Raw genomic sequence first — 15,320 nt, 5'->3', positions numbered from 1 at the left:
CCGTTTATTTCGGCACTGACTTTTAGCACGCTGTTGAGTTCTCAAGAAACGGACTCGCTCTTTCGTCCACCCTTGCGGGCTTCCTCCGGAGCAACCCTTCTAACTTACCAGGCTGGGGAAGTTTGTCAACTTCCGTCCCGCCCTGCCCCGCTCTGGTAACTTTCGTTCCCTTTGCGGAGCAACCCTTCTAGCTTAGCGACTCTGTCCGGAGTGTCAAACTCCGTCCCGTTCGTCCTATTTCGGGCGTAGCAAACTACGCCCTCTTCAGGCTGCTTTTCGGGGTTCCCCTCCGTTCGGCCGCCCCTCGGTTTCCCTCGTTGCGGCCCGCTTCCGGCGGGGCGAAGAGAACAGTATGCCCGCGTGCGGGGAACGTCAAACTGACGGCCGGAAGGAGAATGGGGGAATGGAACTCGATGTCGTCGCCTGGGTCCACATTCGCGAGAAACGCCTGCTCACCGTGCGTGCGAGGGGACGGGACCTGCTCTACCTCCCCGGCGGGAAGGTGGAGCCGGGCGAGTCCCCGGCCGAGGCGATCGCCCGCGAGGTCGGGGAGGAACTGGGACTCGGCCTGCCGCCCGGGGACTTCACCCCTCTCGGCACGGTCGTCACCGAGCCGCACGACCAACCGCGTTACACGTCCGTGCGCATGGTCTGCTTCACCGCTCCCTACGAGGGCGGGCTCCACCCGTCCGCCGAGATAGACGAGCTCCTGCTCGTCTCCCCCTCCGAGCGCCGGCTCCTGGCCCCGGCCTCTGCCGCCGCCCTGGACCTCGCCCTCGACCGCGGGCTCCTGGAGGCCGAGGCATGACCCGGCCGTATGCCGAGGCGTGATCACCATGGGAAGAGAAGCCCGGCCCCCTCATCGCCCGTGTCCTGGAGCAGCACGGGAGGGAGCCCGGGTGAGGGGCTCACCCGGGCTCCGGTCAGAACGGCCAAGGGGCGTCGCGGCCCCGCTCCAGGAGCGGGATCATCGCGAAGCCCTGGTCGGACAGCCCCGCGAAGGTGTGGCGGTTCGCGGCGCCCGACGGGCCGTGGCCGTGCCGGTAGCCGACGAGGTTCCAGGTGTAGACCGGGACGTTCCCCCGGACCACCTCGGCGGGGTTCCCGCCGCTGTGGCCCGGCCAGGCCTGCTCGTCGGTGACGATCACCACGCGGTCGTGCTTCCGGTAGTGGGCGCGGACCGCGGCGGCGGTCTCGGTGCCGCCGAGGTTGCGGAACCGCTCCACGGTCTTGAGCACCGAGTCGCCGCGCCGGACCTCGATCCGCCGGTGCGTGCTGCCGAACTCCACCAGGTCCGCCCGCTTCGCGCGCAGCGCCAGCGCCGTGCCGAAGACGGCGGCGGTGTCGGCGTAGGTCAGCTGCGAGCGGGCCGACTGGCTGTAGAACATCGAGCCCGAACGGTCCACCAGGATCAGGGTCCGCCCGCTGAGGGAGGGCACGCGGGCCAGGGACGCGTCCAGTGCCCGCGACAGCGGGAGCGCCCACCGGTCGGAGGAGACCGCGCGGTACGCCGACAGATAGCGCATCGGCAGCACGCGCGAGCCCTCCGCGCCTGAGACGAGCCGCTCCGCGACCCGCTCGGCCACCTCGTCCGAGACGCCCGCCTGGTCGAAGTTGCGCAGGTTGCGCAGCAGCGCGAAGTACCCCATGGACGGGATCAGCGCCTCCCAGACCCGCGCGTCGAGCGGGCCCTGGAGCCAGCCGGCGACGGACTCCCATGTCATGCCCGCGTCCCTGAGCCGCTCCACCGCGTCGGGGCGGGAGAACAGCGCACGACGCTCGGCCACGGGGAGCGCCAGCAGCCCGGCACGGGCGCGCACCACCTTCAGCGAATCGGGGAGCTGCTCGTCGCGGCCGTGCCGCCGGTCGATGGCGTGCCCGAACAGGTCGCCCTGGACCGCCGAGGCGGGCTTCGGGTGGGTCAGTTCGAGCACGTCGCCGAAACGGAACGTCCCGGAGTCGTACTTGGCCAGGGAACGCTCGTCGTAGAGCCGTCGTACGGCGTCGCCGACCCCCCGCTTGACGGGCTTGGGGATGCCGCGGCCGTAACGTCCGGTCCAGTAGGCGAGCAGTTCGCCGGGCTCGTCCGCGCGCCGGAGCGCCGCGTCGATGAGCTGCCGGTTGCCGCCGTCGAGGGACGCGCACAACCGGGACATGACGGCCTCGGCCGCGGCGACCACGGAGGCCGAGCGCATGCCCGCGTCGTTCCGCAGCCAGCCGATCATGCGGGTCAGCCAGCCGGGATCGGTGATCGCGACCTCGCCGACGAGGGTCCGGAAGCGCGAGTCACGGTCGTCCGAGGTCTCGTAGAACGTCTGCTCGCCGACCATGTTGGAGACCGCGAGGACGAAGAGCTCGCTCTTGACGTCCCGGGCGGAGCCGGGGCCGCCCGCGTGGGTGACGCCGCCGCGCACCGCGGTGATCGCGCTGACCGGGGCCGCGCGGGAACGGTTGAACCTGCTCATGTGAATCCTTCCGAGATCAGGGCGGCCGAAGAGATCGCCCCTGCCTGAAGCCTTCGGGGCCGTGCGGATTCGAACCGAAGCAACTCCGGCCTGCGCACCGGAAAGAAAGGGTGTTCCTCTCGAGATCAGAATCGGCGGCGGTGTGGGGAGCTCACTGCTCTGCCGTCTGAGCTACCGGCCTCACGGCCGGGCGGGACTCGAACCCGCGACCCGTGAATTAAGAAGTAACCGCTGCCTGCGCACCGAGAGGAAGTCTGCTGGACGATCGAAGAAATGAGGGGGTGCCCGAGATCAGGGCGAAGACGGGTTAAGCGCTCTACCGTCTGAGCTACCGGCTCTCACCGGGCGGGAGTCGAACCCGCGTCTCCTTTTCCGAAAGAAGTAACCGTCTTCTCTCGCACCGGGCGTTCCTCTCGAGGTCGGAAGCGGCTGCGGTACGTATCGCCGTTCTGCCGTTGAACCACCGGCCGGAGGCCGGGCCGGGACTCGAACCCGGCATCGGCGATCGGAGAAGTAACCGCGGCCCGCGCACCGAGAGGAAGTCTGTTATCGGCGTTTCAGGCGCATCCCAGGGAAGATCTCTCTTCGCCGTCGCCATGGTGGCGAGAATTCCATCTTCCACTCCTCTCGGTATGCGCTTTCCGCTGACGGCCATGACTCTGCCCCATGTCGAATCCCGCCGCAACGGAATTAATCCGATTCAGGGAATGAGCACGATCTTTCCGGTGACCGTTCCCGAGCCGGCCAGCGCGTACGCCCTCGCCGCGTCGGTGAGCGGGAGTTCCTCGTCGACGCGCACCTTCAGTTCGCCCCGCCCGGCCATTTCGGCGAGCCGTTCCAGGTCGTGGGCGGACGGCCGGACGTTGACCGGAACCAGCCTGATGCCCAGTGCCGCCGCCTCGTCCCGGTCGAGTCCCATGTTCGCCGGCAGCGCGCTGATCAGCAGCCCGCCCTTCTTCAGGACGGACGCCGAGCGCGGTCCGTTCTCCCCCGCGACGAGGTCGAAGACGACGTCCAGGTCGGCGAGCACCTCGGTGTAGTCGGTGCTCCGGTAGTCGATCACTTCGTCGGCGCCGAGCGAGCGGACGAACTCGTGCTTGGCGGCGGAGGCGGTCGCGATGACGTGCGCGCCGAGCGCCTTGGCGATCTGCACGGCCAGGTGCCCCACGCCTCCGGCCGCCCGGTGGACGAGCACCCGCTGCCCCGGCCGGAGCCGCGCGATCCCGGCCAGCGCCTGGTAGGCGGTCAGGCCGGCCAGCGGCAGCGCCCCCGCCTCCGCGACGCTCAGCGCGTCCGGCCGGAAAGCCAGCTCGCCGGCCGAGACCGCCACGTACTCCGCGTGGGTGCGTCCCTCTCCTGGAAAGGCGGGCATTCCGAACACCTGGTCTCCGGCCGAGAGCCGGCTGACTCCGGTCCCCACCGCCTCGACGGTCCCGGCCACGTCCCAGCCCAGGGTGAAGGGCGGCTCTCCCAGCAGCGGGTAGTACCCCGCGCTCACCGCGAAGTCCGCCGGGTTGACCCCGGCCGCCTCCACCTTCACCAGCACCTGCCCGGGCTCCGGCTCGGGCTTCGGGACCTCGGCCACCTCCAGCACCTCGGAGGCTTCGCCGACCTGCTTCTGCGTGATGACGCGCATGGTTCCTCCCGGAGAAATCGGTTGATGATCCGATCATGCCGGTGGAGGTATCCCAAGGAAAGAAGGCACCTTTTAGTGATATAGGTACCTTATGGATACCGCCCCTGGAGTCCGGGCCTGCTGGGACCTCGACGCCTACTTCGCCACCTGCCCCTCGCGCACCGTCCTGACAGCCATCGCGGACAAGTGGACGTGCCTGCTGGTCGACGCCCTGCGCGACGGCCCCCTTCGCTTCGGCGAGCTCCGCCGCCGCCTCGACGGCATCACGCAGAAGAGCCTCACCAAGACCCTCCGCGACATGGAGCGCGACGGGATGCTCACCCGCACCGTCTACCCGACCATTCCCCCGAAGGTCTCCTACGAGCTCACCGACCTGGGTCACAGCGTCACCGAGTTGATGGCCGGCATCAAGTCCTGGTCCGAACAGCACGCCGACGAGATCGTCACCGCCCGCGAGCGCTACGACTCCCAGACGCGGCAGGAGGTCCAGCCCGTCACCACCACTCCTCGGTGATCCCCGGAACCGCGGGCGAGAGCAGAACTCGGGCGGCACGGGAAGCGGCGTTCCCGTCGTGGCCGCCCTCAGCGTCTGAGGTAGGCGAGGACGGCCAGGACCCGGCGGTTGTCCTCGGACGACGGGGCGATGCCCAGCTTGTCGAAGATGTTCGCGGTGTGTTTGGCTACGGCACTCTCGCTGACGTGCAGGGTCGCCGCGACCGCGGCGTTGGACCTGCCCTCGGCCATCAGGCCGAGCACGTCGCGTTCGCGCGGGGTCAGGCCGCCGATGGTGCCCCTCGCCTCGTTCCGCGCCAGCATCTTCGCGATGACCTGCGGGTCCATCACCGTCCCTCCGGCCGCCACCGTGCGCAGCCCGCCGAGGAACTGCTCGGTATTGGTCACCCGGTCCTTGAGGAGGTAGCCCACTCCGCCCTCGCCGCCTGCCAGCAGTTCGCCGGCGTACAGCGAGTCGACGTACTGGGAGAGCACGAGCACGGGGAAGCCAGGTCTCCGGCAGCGGACGTCCAGGGCCGCCTGGAGACCTTCGTCGCTGAAGGTCGGCGGCAGCCGGACGTCGACGACCGCCGCATCCGCCTCCTCGGCGCCCCCGGCCAGGAGGGCCCGCAGCAGCGCGGGCCCGTTGTCGACCTCGACGACCTCGTGCCCCTCGTCCCGGAGGGTGCGGGCCAGCCCGTCACGCAGCAGAAAGAGATCCTCGGCTAGGACGACGCGCACGGGACCTCCAGCACCACGCTCGTCGGCCCGCCCGGCGGGCTCGTCACCGCGAGCGTGCCGTCGAAACCGTCCAGCCTGCGCCGGACTCCGGAGAGTCCCGTGCCGAGGGCCGGGTCGGCACCGCCGCGGCCGTCGTCGGTCACGGTGACGCGCAGCAGTTCCGCCTCATGGCGCAGCGTGATCCGCACCTCACAGGCGCCGGAGTGCTTGGCCGCGTTCGCCAGCGCCTCACTCACCCCGAAATAGACGGCGGCCTCCACCGGGGAGGGGAGCCTCCCCCGCAGGCCGACCTCGACGTGGACGTCCAGAAAGCTGTCCATCGCCAGCGAGCGGACGGCGTCGCCGAGACCCCGGTCGGCGAGCACCGGCGGGTGGATGCCGTGGACGAGGTCGCGCAGGTCCGCCAGCGCCTGCTGGGAGCTCCTGCCGACGTCGGCCAGGAGTTCGCGGGCACGCTCGGGGTCGCTGTCCAGCAGGCGGGTGGCGCGGTCGAGCGTCATGCCCAGCGCCACGAGCCGGGCCTGCGCTCCGTCGTGCAGATCCCGTTCGATGCGCCGCAGCTCGGCGGCCTGCGTGTCCAGGGCCTGTGCCCGCGTGTCGGACAGCCGTACGACCCTGCGTTCGAGCCGGGTATTTCGCGGCGCGACGAGCAGGACGCGGCTCCACCGGTCGTGCAGGGACACGGCGACGGGCGCGGCGAGCACGCCCGCGGCCGTGACCGCGAGGCCGAACGCCATCGAGACCCACATCATCGTGGTGCTGTGCACGGGGAAGAACGCGTACGAGTCCCTGTCGATGAACCACCACAGGAGCGGCTGCAGCGGCACACCCGACGCCCCGTAGACGACGAGGGCGGGAGGAAGGCCCACCAGGAGGCCGCCCGCCCAGGGCTCCAGCCACGCCCACTCCAGATCCCGCCAGAAACCCTGGTCGGTGAGGATCAGATGAGCCCGGCGCCGCGTTCCCGCACCCTCCTCCACAGGAAGGGGATCCGGCTCGGTGAGCGGCGTCCCTGACCTGCGGGCCGTCCGCGAACGAGCGGCGTCGGACCGGGCGCGCAGGAACCGCGCGGCGCGGGACAGCAGCGGGAGGCCGACGCCCAGGGGAAGCAGCAGGAGTGCGAACGTCACGGCCACCCCGGCGAACCCCGCCGCGGCGGCGTGCAGACTCGTCACCGTGCAGTCCACGAGGGCCGCTGCCGGCCGAGCCCGACGGACGGCGGGCATCAGCCGCCGCCCTCGCCCCGGTCGTGCCCTCCGCGGCGGCGTGCGGGTCCCGGCCTCATGCGTTCGACGAGGGCGGCGGCCGCCCGAGCCGGACGGTCAGCGGGCATCGGCGGCCGCCACCGTTCCGGCCGTGCGCGCTCCGCGGCGGCCGAGGACCCACGCGGACGCCGCGAGCAGGGCCGCCGCAGCCAGCACGGCCATCGGGAGCACCTCGCCCGCCTCCTCGTTCATCGTCACCGCCATCCCGAGGTTTACCAGAGCGTGGAAACTCCCGGCAAACAGCAGCTTGGACGCCCCCATTCCGTCCAGCGCCACCGCCATCGCGACCGAGAGGGACACGGCCATCACCATGAACGCGGCGGCGTACGCGGGGTGCTCGGCGAAGATCTGGACGTGCCACATGCCCCAGACCAGGCCGACCAGGACGGCCGCGGCCAGGGTGCCGAACCACTCGCCGAGCAGCGGCTGCATCAGGCAGCGCCACCCGATCTCCTCGCCGCACGAGCCGAGGAACTGCGCCGCGACGAACAGCGCCAACGGGAGGTGTGGAAGGGCGGCGTCCGCATCACCGCCGAACGCGGCGCACGCTCCGGCGGCCGACACGACGATCAGCGGGGCGGTGGCCAGCAGGAGCGCGCCGCGGCCCGCCCCCTCGCCGCAGCCGGACGGCGCCCCCGTCAGGAGGACGCGCACCCGTGCCGGCCACAGCAGCGCGACCAGGCCCACTCCCAGCGCGGGCCCGAACTGGTTGAGCGTGAGCAGGTCTGGTGAGAGCGGGGTCAGGCCCTGGGCGGCGCCGAGCGCGCCCGCGCCGAGGAACGCCACGGTCAGGAAGGCAGCGAGGACTCTCTTGTCCAGTGTGTTCATGGGCATGGCATCGACGATTCCGTGCCGCGTGGTGCCGCGCGCTGGAGGTGAATGCCTGGCCGGGGTGTATCCAGGTACACCCCGCTCCCGTTCGGACGGCTCGCGGGTGGCCACCCCGCCATCGGCCGGAACTCGCATCCGGGCCGGGCACGCCGAAAGGGCGGCCCCCCAAGGGGCCGCCCTTTCAGTGAAGCGGTGAAACCTGTCAGGCGTGGACTAGAAGTCCATGCCGCCGCCGTCGGGCATGCCCGCCGGGGCCGGGTTCTTCTCCGGCTTCTCGGCGATGACGGCCTCGGTGGTCAGGAACAGCGCCGCGATGGAGGCGGCGTTCTGCAGAGCGGAACGCGTCACCTTCGCCGGGTCGATGATGCCCGCGGCGAACATGTCGACGTAGTCGCCGGTGGCGGCGTTCAGGCCCTGGCCCGCGGGGAGCGAGCGGACCTTCTCCACCACGACGCCGCCCTCGAGGCCGGCGTTCACGGCGATCTGCTTGATCGGCTCCTCGAGCGCCTTCTTGACGATCGCGGCACCGGTGGCCTCGTCGCCCACCAGCTCCAGCTTGTCGAAGGCGGAGACGGAGGCCTGCAGCAGCGCGACGCCACCGCCGGGGACGATGCCCTCTTCGACGGCCGCCTTCGCGTTGCGAACGGCGTCCTCGATGCGGTGCTTGCGCTCCTTGAGCTCCACCTCGGTGGCGGCGCCGGCCTTGATGACCGCGACACCGCCCGCGAGCTTGGCCAGGCGCTCCTGGAGCTTCTCGCGGTCGTAGTCGGAGTCGGTGTTGTCGATCTCGGTGCGGATCTGGTTGACCCGGCCCTGGATCTCACCGGCGTCGCCGGCGCCCTCGACGATGGTGGTCTCGTCCTTGGCGATGACGACCTTGCGGGCGCGGCCCAGCTGGTCGAGGGTCACCGAGTCGAGCTTGAGGCCGACCTCTTCGGTGATGACCTGGCCGCCGGTCAGCACGGCGATGTCGCCGAGCATGGCCTTGCGGCGGTCACCGAAGCCCGGCGCCTTGACGGCGACGGACTTGAAGATGCCGCGGATCTTGTTGACGACCAGGGTGGCCAGGGCCTCGCCCTCGACGTCCTCGGCGATGATCAGCAGCGGCTTGCCGGCCTGCATGACCTGCTCGAGCACGGGCAGCAGGTCCTTGTTGGAGGACGCCTTGCCGCCGACGATGAGGATGTAGGGGTCGTCGAGCGACGCCTCCATCCGCTCGGGGTCGGTCACGAAGTAGGGCGAGATGTAGCCCTTGTCGAAGCGCATACCCTCGGTGAGCTCGAGTTCGAGACCGAACGCGTTGCTCTCCTCGACGGTGATGACGCCTTCCTTGCCGACCTTGTCCATCGCCTCGGCGATGAGCGCCCCGATCTCGGGGTCGGCGGCGGAGATGGAGGCGGTGGAGGCGATCTGCTCCTTGGTCTCCACGTCCTTCGACAGCTGGGACAGCTGCTCGGAGACGGCGGCGACGGCGGCCTCGATGCCCTTCTTCAGGGACATCGGGTTGGCGCCGGCGGCGACGTTGCGGAGGCCCTCGCGGACCAGAGCCTGCGCCAGCACGGTGGCCGTGGTGGTGCCGTCACCCGCGACGTCGTCGGTCTTCTTGGCGACTTCCTTGACCAGCTCGGCGCCGATCTTCTCCCACGGGTCCTCGAGCTCGATCTCCTTGGCGATGGACACGCCATCGTTGGTGATCGTGGGGGCGCCCCACTTCTTCTCGAGCACGACGTTGCGGCCCTTGGGACCGAGAGTCACCTTGACGGCGTCGGCCAGCTGGTTCATGCCACGCTCGAGACCGCGCCGGGCCTCCTCGTTGAACGCGATCATCTTGGCAGCCATAGGCTCCAGATCCTCCTCGTGTGGATACGGAACATGGCGGATCGGGCAGATGCCCGCGACGGACGGCCCCACCGTTCCGGCAGCCCCATGTGTGCCGCGCGGTGGCGAGACCTCATCGTCCCGATCCAGAAAGCTTTCGGAGTTATCACTCTCACGGGGAGAGTGCCAATCACTGTTTAGCACTCTCCCCCATCGAGTGCAAGCGGGACCACCTCTGAGCAGGCAAGGTCCCACCACGGGCCCGCACCTGGGCGATATGCGGCAACTAACCGTGCGATGGGGCGATGAGCTAGGGTAATTACTTTCTGTAGTCTAGTTTGCACCATGCGTGTTCAGGTGAAGATCCTGGGGGCAAGGGTTACTTCGTCCGATGAGAAGGGGACGAGCAGTGAAGAAGATCTTGGGGCTGGCGCTCTCGGGTGCGATGGTCCTGGGCCTGACGGCCGCCACGGGCACTTCGGCACAGGCCTCCGAGACCTCCGCACGGCAAGAGCAGAAAGAACAGTCGCGCTACCGCCATCGGATCCACACGAAGGTCTGGCCCTACTCCTGGGGCGGACGCCGCGGCGGGGTGAAGGTCCGGGTGTTCCGCCACTCCTACAACGGCCGGGTACCGGTGCCCTACATCCGGGTCTGCCTGCAGAAGAGGACTCCGTACCGCTACCGCACCATCGAGTGCGAGCGCGCCGACCGCTGGGGCCGCGCGGACTTCCGCATGGTCGACCGCGTCTCCTGGTACGACGGGGACCGCGGGCGCGGCCTGCGCCAGACCCGCCAGTCGAGGGGGCGGAACTTCTCGAACCGGTACCGGATCTTCGTCCCGCCGACCTACCGCACCTACGGCCACGTCAGCCGCCCGTTCCGGCTGTGGGACCGCTGGGGCTGGAACGACGGCGACCACGGCGACCGCTACGACGATTACGACGACGGCTGGAACGACTACGACGGAGAGGACAGCTGGAGCGGCTGGCGCAGGACCTCCGTGAACCGGTGACCTCTCCCTTTCGCGCGGCGACGTACGAAACGGAATCCGAAAAGAGAAAGACCCGCAGGGCCGAGCACCTGCGGGTCCCGCGAATTGCGGATCAAAGAGAGCGGACCAGGTCGGCCTGCGGGCCCCGGTCGCTCTGGGTGATCTCGAACTCGACCCGCTGCCCCTGCTCCAGGGTGCGGTAGCCGTCCATCTGGATGGACGTGTGCCGGAAGATACCGGCGGTGCGGGTGGGCGGGGAATTGCTTCGGCCGGGTCCGGCCAGCCATTCGGGAAAACAAAAAAGAAAGGACCCGCCTTTTGACGGGCGGATCCTTTCCACTGTCATCGGCCTCAGCAGCCCCCGGCGACCGCCGGAATGATGGAGACCTGGATGCCCGCGGGAGTGGGCGTGTCCAGGCCCTCGGCGAACCGGACGTCCTCGTCGCCGACGTAGACGTTCACGAACCGGCGGAGCCTGCCCGCGTCGTCCAGGACCCGGGCGGAGATGCCGGAGTGGTTCTTCTCCAGGTCCGCGATGACGTCACGCAGGGTGCCGCCCTCGGCCTTCACCTCGGACTCGCCGCCGGTGTAGGTGCGGAGGATCGTGGGGATGCGAACGGAAACACTCATGCTCAGACCAATCCTGTAGCGCGGAAAGCCTCGATGTTGGGCGCGATGTTGGCGGACGGCTTGGCCACCGAGGCGACCGCGTCCAGGGTCTTCAGGCCTTCGCCCGAGTTGATGATGACCGTCTCCAGCGACGGGTCCAGCAGACCGCTCTCGATGAGCTTCTTCAGCACGCCGACGGTCACGCCGCCCGCGGTCTCGGCGAAGATGCCCTCGGTGCGGGCCAGCAGCCGGATGCCCTCGACGACCTCGGGGTCGGTGACGTCCTCGACGGCCCCGCCCGTCCGGCGCACCGCGTCCAGGACGTAGGGCCCGTCGGCGGGGTTGCCGATCGCCAGGGACTTGGCGATCGTGTCCGGCTTGACCGGCCGGACCACGTCGTGGCCGGCCTTGAAGGCGGCGGAGACGGGGCTGCAGCCCTCGGCCTGCGCGCCGTAGACCTTGTAGGGCTTGTCCTCGACCAGTCCGAGCTTGATGAACTCCTGGAACGCCTTGTCGATCTTGGTCAGCTGGGAGCCGGACGCGATCGGGACCACGATCTGGTCGGGCAGCCGCCAGCCGAGCTGCTCGGCGATCTCGTAGCCGAGGGTCTTGGAGCCCTCCGCGTAGAACGGGCGGACGTTCACGTTCACGAACGCCCAGTCCTCCTGCTCGCCGGCGAGTTCGGAGGCGAGCCGGTTGACGTCGTCGTAGTTGCCGTCCACGGTCACGAACGTGCCGTCGTACACGGCCGTCGTGATGATCTTCTGCTGCTCCAGGTCGGAGGGCACGAACACGGCGCTGCGGATGCCGGCGCGGGCCGCGGCGGCGGCCACGGCGTTGGCGAGGTTGCCGGTGGAGGGGCAGGCCAGGACCTTGAAGCCCAGCTCCCGCGCGGCGGCCAGCGCGACCCCGACGACGCGGTCCTTGAAGGAGTGGGTGGGGTTGCCGCTGTCGTCCTTGACCCACAGGGCCTGCATCCCCAGCGCGGAGGCGAGCTGGTCGGCCTTCACCAGCCGGGTGTAGCCGGGCTCGGTGTTGGGGATCTCGGCGACGTTCGAAGGAACCGGCAGCAGGTCCTTGTAACGCCAGATGTTGTGCGGACCCGCCTCGATGCTCTCGCGCGTCACGCCGCTGAGGTCGTAGGAGACCTCCAGCGGCCCGAAACACTCGGAGCAGGCGTAGTAGGGGCCGAGTTCTACGGTGTTGCCACACTCGCGGCAGATCAGCGCGGTGGCGTTACCCAGGTCGGGCATGAGTACGAGGCCTCTCCCTCATCTTCCCTGTGCCGATCTGGTCACAGGCCGGAGTTGGCACCTCGTCCCGGCCGAAGCCTCGCTATGGGCGCGATGGCGAACCGGGAGGGTTGCCGGGGCTTCGCAGGGCCGTTCCCTCCACCCCTCTGGATGAGCGCCCGTGAGATATCCACGGGCTTGTATGAAGTTGTGTCCCGACTTTACAACAGGTGTCCGATTGCGAGCACGTGGGGTCTCACCCCTTGGACCGTCCTCCGATGTTAGCTCGATCACTCGGTACCGGGTGGGAACGGTCCCCTTCCCCGCCTCCGCGCAGTGGCATGCGACACTCTGGCCATGCAGGTACTCGTCGCCAGCAACCGCGGCCCCGTGTCCTTCTCCCTGTCCGAAGAGGGCGCGCTGAGCATGCGCCGCGGCGGCGGGGGCCTGGTCTCCGGCCTCGCCTCGGTCGCGGCCGGCACCGACCTGGTCTGGGTGTGCGCCGCCCTGTCCGAGGGCGACCGGCTCGCCGCCCGCCAGGACCCGTACGGGCGGCTCGACCGCGCCGGGCACGAGACGGGCGCCGTCCGGATGCTGGACATCCCCGAGAAGACGTTCCACCGCGCCTACAACTCGATCGCCAACTCCACCCTCTGGTTCGTCCACCACCTGCTCTACGACACCCCGAACGAACCGCACTTCGACAGCACGTTCCGGCGCGACTGGCAGTCCTACGAGGCCTACAACTCGGCGTTCGCCGACGCCCTGGCCCAGGACGCCGAGCGTGGCGCGAAGGTCGTCGTCCAGGACTACCACCTGGCGCTGGTCCCCCGGATGCTGCGCGAACGGCGCCCCGACCTCCGCGTCGCGCACTTCTCGCACACCCCGTGGGCGCCGCCGGAGTACTTCCGCCTGCTGCCCGACGACATCGCCGTCGAGGTGCTGGAGGGCATCCTCGGCTCCGACCACGCCGGGTTCCTGTGCGACCGCTGGGCCGAGGCCTTCCTGGACTGCTGCGAGTCGGTCCTCGACGCCAAGGTCGACCGGTTCGCCCGGACCGTCCGGCACCGGGGCAGGACCACCCGGATCGGCGTGCACTCCCTGGGCGTGGACGGCGCGGACCTGCGGGAGCGCGCCGCGCGGGACGACGTCGCCGAGCGCCGGGCCGCGCTGCTGGAGCAGATCGGCGACCGGCAGCTCATCCTGCGCATCGACCGCACCGAGCTGTCCAAGAACATCGTGCGGGGCCTCGCCGCCTACTGGGAGCTGCTGCTCCACCACCGCGAATGGCACGGCCGGGTGGTGCACGTGGCCTTCGCCTACCCCTCCCGCACCGACCTGCCCCGCTACCGCGACTACACCGCCGCCGTCGAACGGCTCGCCTCGGAGATCAACGACGAGTTCGGCACGGAGGACTGGACCCCGCTGATCCTCCAGGTCAAGGACGACTACGCCCGCTCCCTCGCCGCCTTCCGGCTGGCGGACGTCCTGGTGGTCAACCCGATCCGCGACGGCATGAACCTCGTCGCCAAGGAGGGCCCGATCCTGTCGGAGAAGGGCTGCGCGCTGGTGCTCTCCCGGGAGGCGGGCGCGGCCGGCGAGCTGGCCGACGACGCCCTCATGGTCAACCCCTACGACGTCTCCCAGACCGCCGCGAAGCTGAACCAGGCGCTGCTGATGTCGTCCGAGGAGCGCCGCCGCCGCACCGCCGCCCTGGCCGACGCCGCCACGGCCCTGCCCCCCGGAGCCTGGTTCGCCGAACAGCTGGCCGCCCTGGACTGATCTGGGGGCGACCCCCAGACCCCCGCAAGGAAACAGCCGATCCTCGCTCCGCTGCGGTCACCCGACACCCACCTGGGGGACGACCCCCAGACCCCCGCAAAGAAACAGCCGATCCTCGCTCCGCTGCGGTCACCCGACACCCACCTGGGGGACGACCCCCAGACCCCCGCAAAGAAACAGCCGATCCTCGCTCCGCTGCGGTCGTCTGTTTCCGGCGATATCATCCGCCGATGAGTGCGATCCGTGAGGTCTACGACGTCGAGCACGCCGCGAGTCTCGAATACTCCCCCGAACTCGACGGACTCGCCGACCCCGGCGAGATCGTCTGGGCCTGGGTCCCCTTCGAGGAGAACCCCTCTCAGGGCAAGGACCGGCCCCTGCTGGTCGTCGGAAGGCACGGCAAGCGGCTGCTGGCGATGCAGCTGTCCAGCCGGGACCGCTCGGGTCAGCGCGGCTGGCACTCGCTGGGCCCCGGCACCTGGGACCGTGACGGCAGGGACTCCTACCTGTGCCTGGACCGGGTCTTCGAGCTCGACGAGGACGACCTGCGCCGGGAGGGCGCGATCCTGGACGCCGACCGCTTCGCCCGGGTCGCCGCCGCCCTGATCGGCCGCTACGGCTGGAAGGTCCGCCGCCAGGGTCAGCTGTAGGACTCCCCCAGGGTGGCGCGGACCTGCTTGCGCGCCTCGTGGATGCGGGACTTCACCGTGCCCAGCGGCAGGTTGAGCTGCGCGGCGATCTCGCTGTACTCCAGCTGGGAGACGTCCCGCAGCACCAGCGCCTGGATGAGGTCGGGCTTCTTGGCCTCCAGCTCCTCCATCGCCTCCAGGATGTCGACCCGGGAGCCGGCGATGACGCTGGTGCGGCGCGGGTCGGGGCGCTGGGAGGGCAGCTCGCCCGCCTGCTCCACCGAACGGCGCTTGAGGGAGCGGTAGGTGGAGCGCGCCGAGTTCGCGACGACCACGTGCAGCCAGGTGGAGAACCGGGATCGGCCCTCGAACCGGTGGATGTTCCGGGCGACCTGGAGCAGCGCGTCCTGGCAGGCCTCCTCGGCGTCCTGGCGGCAGGGCAGGAACCGTCCGGTGTGCCGCAGCACATCGTTCTGGATCGCGCCGAGCAGCTCGTTCAGAGCCGATTGATCTCCCTTGGCCGCGCGCAGCGCCAGCTCTTCGGTCCGTTCGTTGAACGCCATGCCGCCCTCTGCTCGCTTACGGGGTGCCGACCTTCACAGATACCGCTCCCCATCATGACCACTCTTTGGGCATGATATCGGGGTGTCCATGCCTTCGGCCGTCGGCCGTTACCGAATTGATCGCGTCCTGGGCCAGGGAGCCTTCGCCTCCGTCTGGCTGGGCCTCGATGACGACCTGAACGACCAGGTGGCCATCAAGGTACTGTCCGGTGCCCTGCTGGACGACCTGGACGTGCGCAACCGCTTCCTGGAGGAGGCCAGGA

15 protein-coding genes and 1 riboswitch are annotated in these 15,320 nt (G+C 69.8%); of the genes, 5 read left to right on the top strand and 10 right to left on the bottom strand.

Annotation, left to right across the window (positions count from 1 at the left end; genetic code table 11):
- Positions 1 to 403 precede the first annotated feature (403 nt).
- Positions 404 to 808, top strand: a complete 405-nt coding sequence (locus ABD327_RS05640; RefSeq protein ID WP_344449062.1) for an NUDIX hydrolase — start codon at positions 404 to 406, stop codon at positions 806 to 808.
- A gap of 115 nt (positions 809 to 923) precedes the next feature.
- Here ABD327_RS05640 and ABD327_RS05635 read toward each other — a convergent pair whose 3' ends face one another.
- Positions 924 to 2,465, bottom strand: a complete 1,542-nt coding sequence (locus tag ABD327_RS05635) for a TROVE domain-containing protein (protein WP_344449061.1) — start codon at positions 2,463 to 2,465, stop codon at positions 924 to 926.
- Positions 2,466 to 3,165: 700 nt separating this feature from the next.
- Positions 3,166 to 4,101: an NADP-dependent oxidoreductase gene (locus ABD327_RS05630; protein ID WP_344449060.1), complete on the bottom strand. Its 936-nt coding sequence runs from the start codon at positions 4,099 to 4,101 to the stop codon at positions 3,166 to 3,168.
- A gap of 91 nt (positions 4,102 to 4,192) precedes the next feature.
- On the opposite strand from ABD327_RS05630, the gene ABD327_RS05625 reads away from it, so the two are divergent.
- Complete coding sequence (locus ABD327_RS05625; protein ID WP_344449059.1) at positions 4,193 to 4,615, top strand: winged helix-turn-helix transcriptional regulator; 423 nt, start codon at positions 4,193 to 4,195, stop codon at positions 4,613 to 4,615.
- A 68-nt stretch (positions 4,616 to 4,683) separates the two neighbouring features.
- Here ABD327_RS05625 and ABD327_RS05620 read toward each other — a convergent pair whose 3' ends face one another.
- From ABD327_RS05620 to groL, 4 genes are all read right to left on the bottom strand, one after another.
- Positions 4,684 to 5,334 carry a response regulator transcription factor gene (locus tag ABD327_RS05620; RefSeq protein WP_344449058.1) on the bottom strand — a complete coding sequence of 217 codons (651 nt, stop codon included), beginning with the start codon at positions 5,332 to 5,334 and terminating at the stop codon, positions 4,684 to 4,686.
- Entirely contained in the window at positions 5,319 to 6,509 is a 1,191-nt protein-coding gene (locus tag ABD327_RS05615) for a sensor histidine kinase (protein WP_344449057.1), read from the bottom strand. Before ABD327_RS05615 ends, ABD327_RS05620 begins: the two co-directional genes overlap by 16 nt.
- Positions 6,510 to 6,656: 147 nt before the next feature.
- On the bottom strand, positions 6,657 to 7,433 hold the full coding sequence (locus tag ABD327_RS05610) for a CPBP family intramembrane glutamic endopeptidase (protein WP_344449056.1): 777 nt from the start codon (positions 7,431 to 7,433) through the stop codon (positions 6,657 to 6,659).
- A 210-nt stretch (positions 7,434 to 7,643) separates the two neighbouring features.
- A complete protein-coding gene (gene groL, locus ABD327_RS05605) occupies positions 7,644 to 9,269 on the bottom strand; it encodes a chaperonin GroEL (protein WP_344449055.1) in 1,626 nt (541 codons plus the stop codon).
- Positions 9,270 to 9,657: 388 nt separating this feature from the next.
- On the opposite strand from groL, the gene ABD327_RS05600 reads away from it, so the two are divergent.
- Positions 9,658 to 10,263 carry a hypothetical protein gene (locus ABD327_RS05600; protein WP_344449054.1) on the top strand — a complete coding sequence of 202 codons (606 nt, stop codon included), beginning with the start codon at positions 9,658 to 9,660 and terminating at the stop codon, positions 10,261 to 10,263.
- Positions 10,264 to 10,354: 91 nt separating this feature from the next.
- Here the strand turns inward: ABD327_RS05600 and ABD327_RS37435 are convergent, their stop codons facing one another.
- From ABD327_RS37435 to thrC, 3 genes are read right to left on the bottom strand one after another with little or no spacing between them, the layout of a single operon-like run.
- The gene (locus tag ABD327_RS37435) at positions 10,355 to 10,588 is read right to left on the bottom strand and encodes a cold shock domain-containing protein (RefSeq protein WP_425547071.1); all 234 of its coding nucleotides are present in this window, start codon (positions 10,586 to 10,588) and stop codon (positions 10,355 to 10,357) included.
- Positions 10,589 to 10,593: 5 nt separating this feature from the next.
- On the bottom strand, positions 10,594 to 10,872 hold the full coding sequence (locus ABD327_RS05590; protein WP_344449053.1) for a MoaD/ThiS family protein: 279 nt from the start codon (positions 10,870 to 10,872) through the stop codon (positions 10,594 to 10,596).
- A 2-nt stretch (positions 10,873 to 10,874) separates the two neighbouring features.
- The gene (gene thrC / locus ABD327_RS05585; RefSeq protein ID WP_344449052.1) at positions 10,875 to 12,104 is read right to left on the bottom strand and encodes a threonine synthase; all 1,230 of its coding nucleotides are present in this window, start codon (positions 12,102 to 12,104) and stop codon (positions 10,875 to 10,877) included.
- Between the two features lie 15 nt (positions 12,105 to 12,119).
- A riboswitch (SAM riboswitch) is annotated at positions 12,120 to 12,261 on the bottom strand.
- Between the two features lie 179 nt (positions 12,262 to 12,440).
- On the opposite strand from thrC, the gene ABD327_RS05580 reads away from it, so the two are divergent.
- Positions 12,441 to 13,865, top strand: a complete 1,425-nt coding sequence (locus ABD327_RS05580) for an alpha,alpha-trehalose-phosphate synthase (UDP-forming) (protein WP_344449051.1) — start codon at positions 12,441 to 12,443, stop codon at positions 13,863 to 13,865.
- A gap of 230 nt (positions 13,866 to 14,095) precedes the next feature.
- Complete coding sequence (locus tag ABD327_RS05575) at positions 14,096 to 14,515, top strand: type II toxin-antitoxin system PemK/MazF family toxin (protein WP_344449050.1); 420 nt, start codon at positions 14,096 to 14,098, stop codon at positions 14,513 to 14,515.
- On the opposite strand, the gene ABD327_RS05570 is transcribed toward ABD327_RS05575, so the two are convergent.
- Positions 14,506 to 15,057 (bottom strand): RNA polymerase sigma factor, encoded by a 552-nt coding sequence (locus tag ABD327_RS05570; RefSeq protein WP_344449049.1) that lies wholly within the window; start codon positions 15,055 to 15,057, stop codon positions 14,506 to 14,508. The genes ABD327_RS05575 and ABD327_RS05570 overlap by 10 nt on opposite strands.
- Positions 15,058 to 15,320 lie beyond the last annotated feature (263 nt).

Source organism: Actinocorallia aurantiaca (assembly GCF_039533685.1).
GTDB lineage: Bacteria > Actinomycetota > Actinomycetes > Streptosporangiales > Streptosporangiaceae > Actinocorallia > Actinocorallia aurantiaca.
Note: the sequence above shows the minus strand (reverse complement) of the source record. Positions and strands in the feature narration are given on the sequence as shown.

Bases quoted from the DNA above. Each gene is read 5' to 3' on its own strand.
- ABD327_RS05640 (WP_344449062.1), top strand. From the start codon at position 404: ATGGAACTCGATGTCGTCGCCTGGGTCCACATTCGCGAGAAACGCCTG.
- ABD327_RS05635 (WP_344449061.1), bottom strand. From the start codon at position 2,465: ATGAGCAGGTTCAACCGTTCCCGCGCGGCCCCGGTCAGCGCGATCACC.
- ABD327_RS05630 (WP_344449060.1), bottom strand. From the start codon at position 4,101: ATGCGCGTCATCACGCAGAAGCAGGTCGGCGAAGCCTCCGAGGTGCTG.
- ABD327_RS05625 (WP_344449059.1), top strand. From the start codon at position 4,193: ATGGATACCGCCCCTGGAGTCCGGGCCTGCTGGGACCTCGACGCCTAC.
- ABD327_RS05610 (WP_344449056.1), bottom strand. From the start codon at position 7,433: ATGCCCATGAACACACTGGACAAGAGAGTCCTCGCTGCCTTCCTGACC.
- groL (WP_344449055.1), bottom strand. From the start codon at position 9,269: ATGGCTGCCAAGATGATCGCGTTCAACGAGGAGGCCCGGCGCGGTCTC.
- ABD327_RS37435 (WP_425547071.1), bottom strand. From the start codon at position 10,588: ATGACAGTGGAAAGGATCCGCCCGTCAAAAGGCGGGTCCTTTCTTTTT.
- ABD327_RS05590 (WP_344449053.1), bottom strand. From the start codon at position 10,872: ATGAGTGTTTCCGTTCGCATCCCCACGATCCTCCGCACCTACACCGGC.
- thrC (WP_344449052.1), bottom strand. From the start codon at position 12,104: ATGCCCGACCTGGGTAACGCCACCGCGCTGATCTGCCGCGAGTGTGGC.
- ABD327_RS05580 (WP_344449051.1), top strand. From the start codon at position 12,441: ATGCAGGTACTCGTCGCCAGCAACCGCGGCCCCGTGTCCTTCTCCCTG.
- ABD327_RS05575 (WP_344449050.1), top strand. From the start codon at position 14,096: ATGAGTGCGATCCGTGAGGTCTACGACGTCGAGCACGCCGCGAGTCTC.
- ABD327_RS05570 (WP_344449049.1), bottom strand. From the start codon at position 15,057: ATGGCGTTCAACGAACGGACCGAAGAGCTGGCGCTGCGCGCGGCCAAG.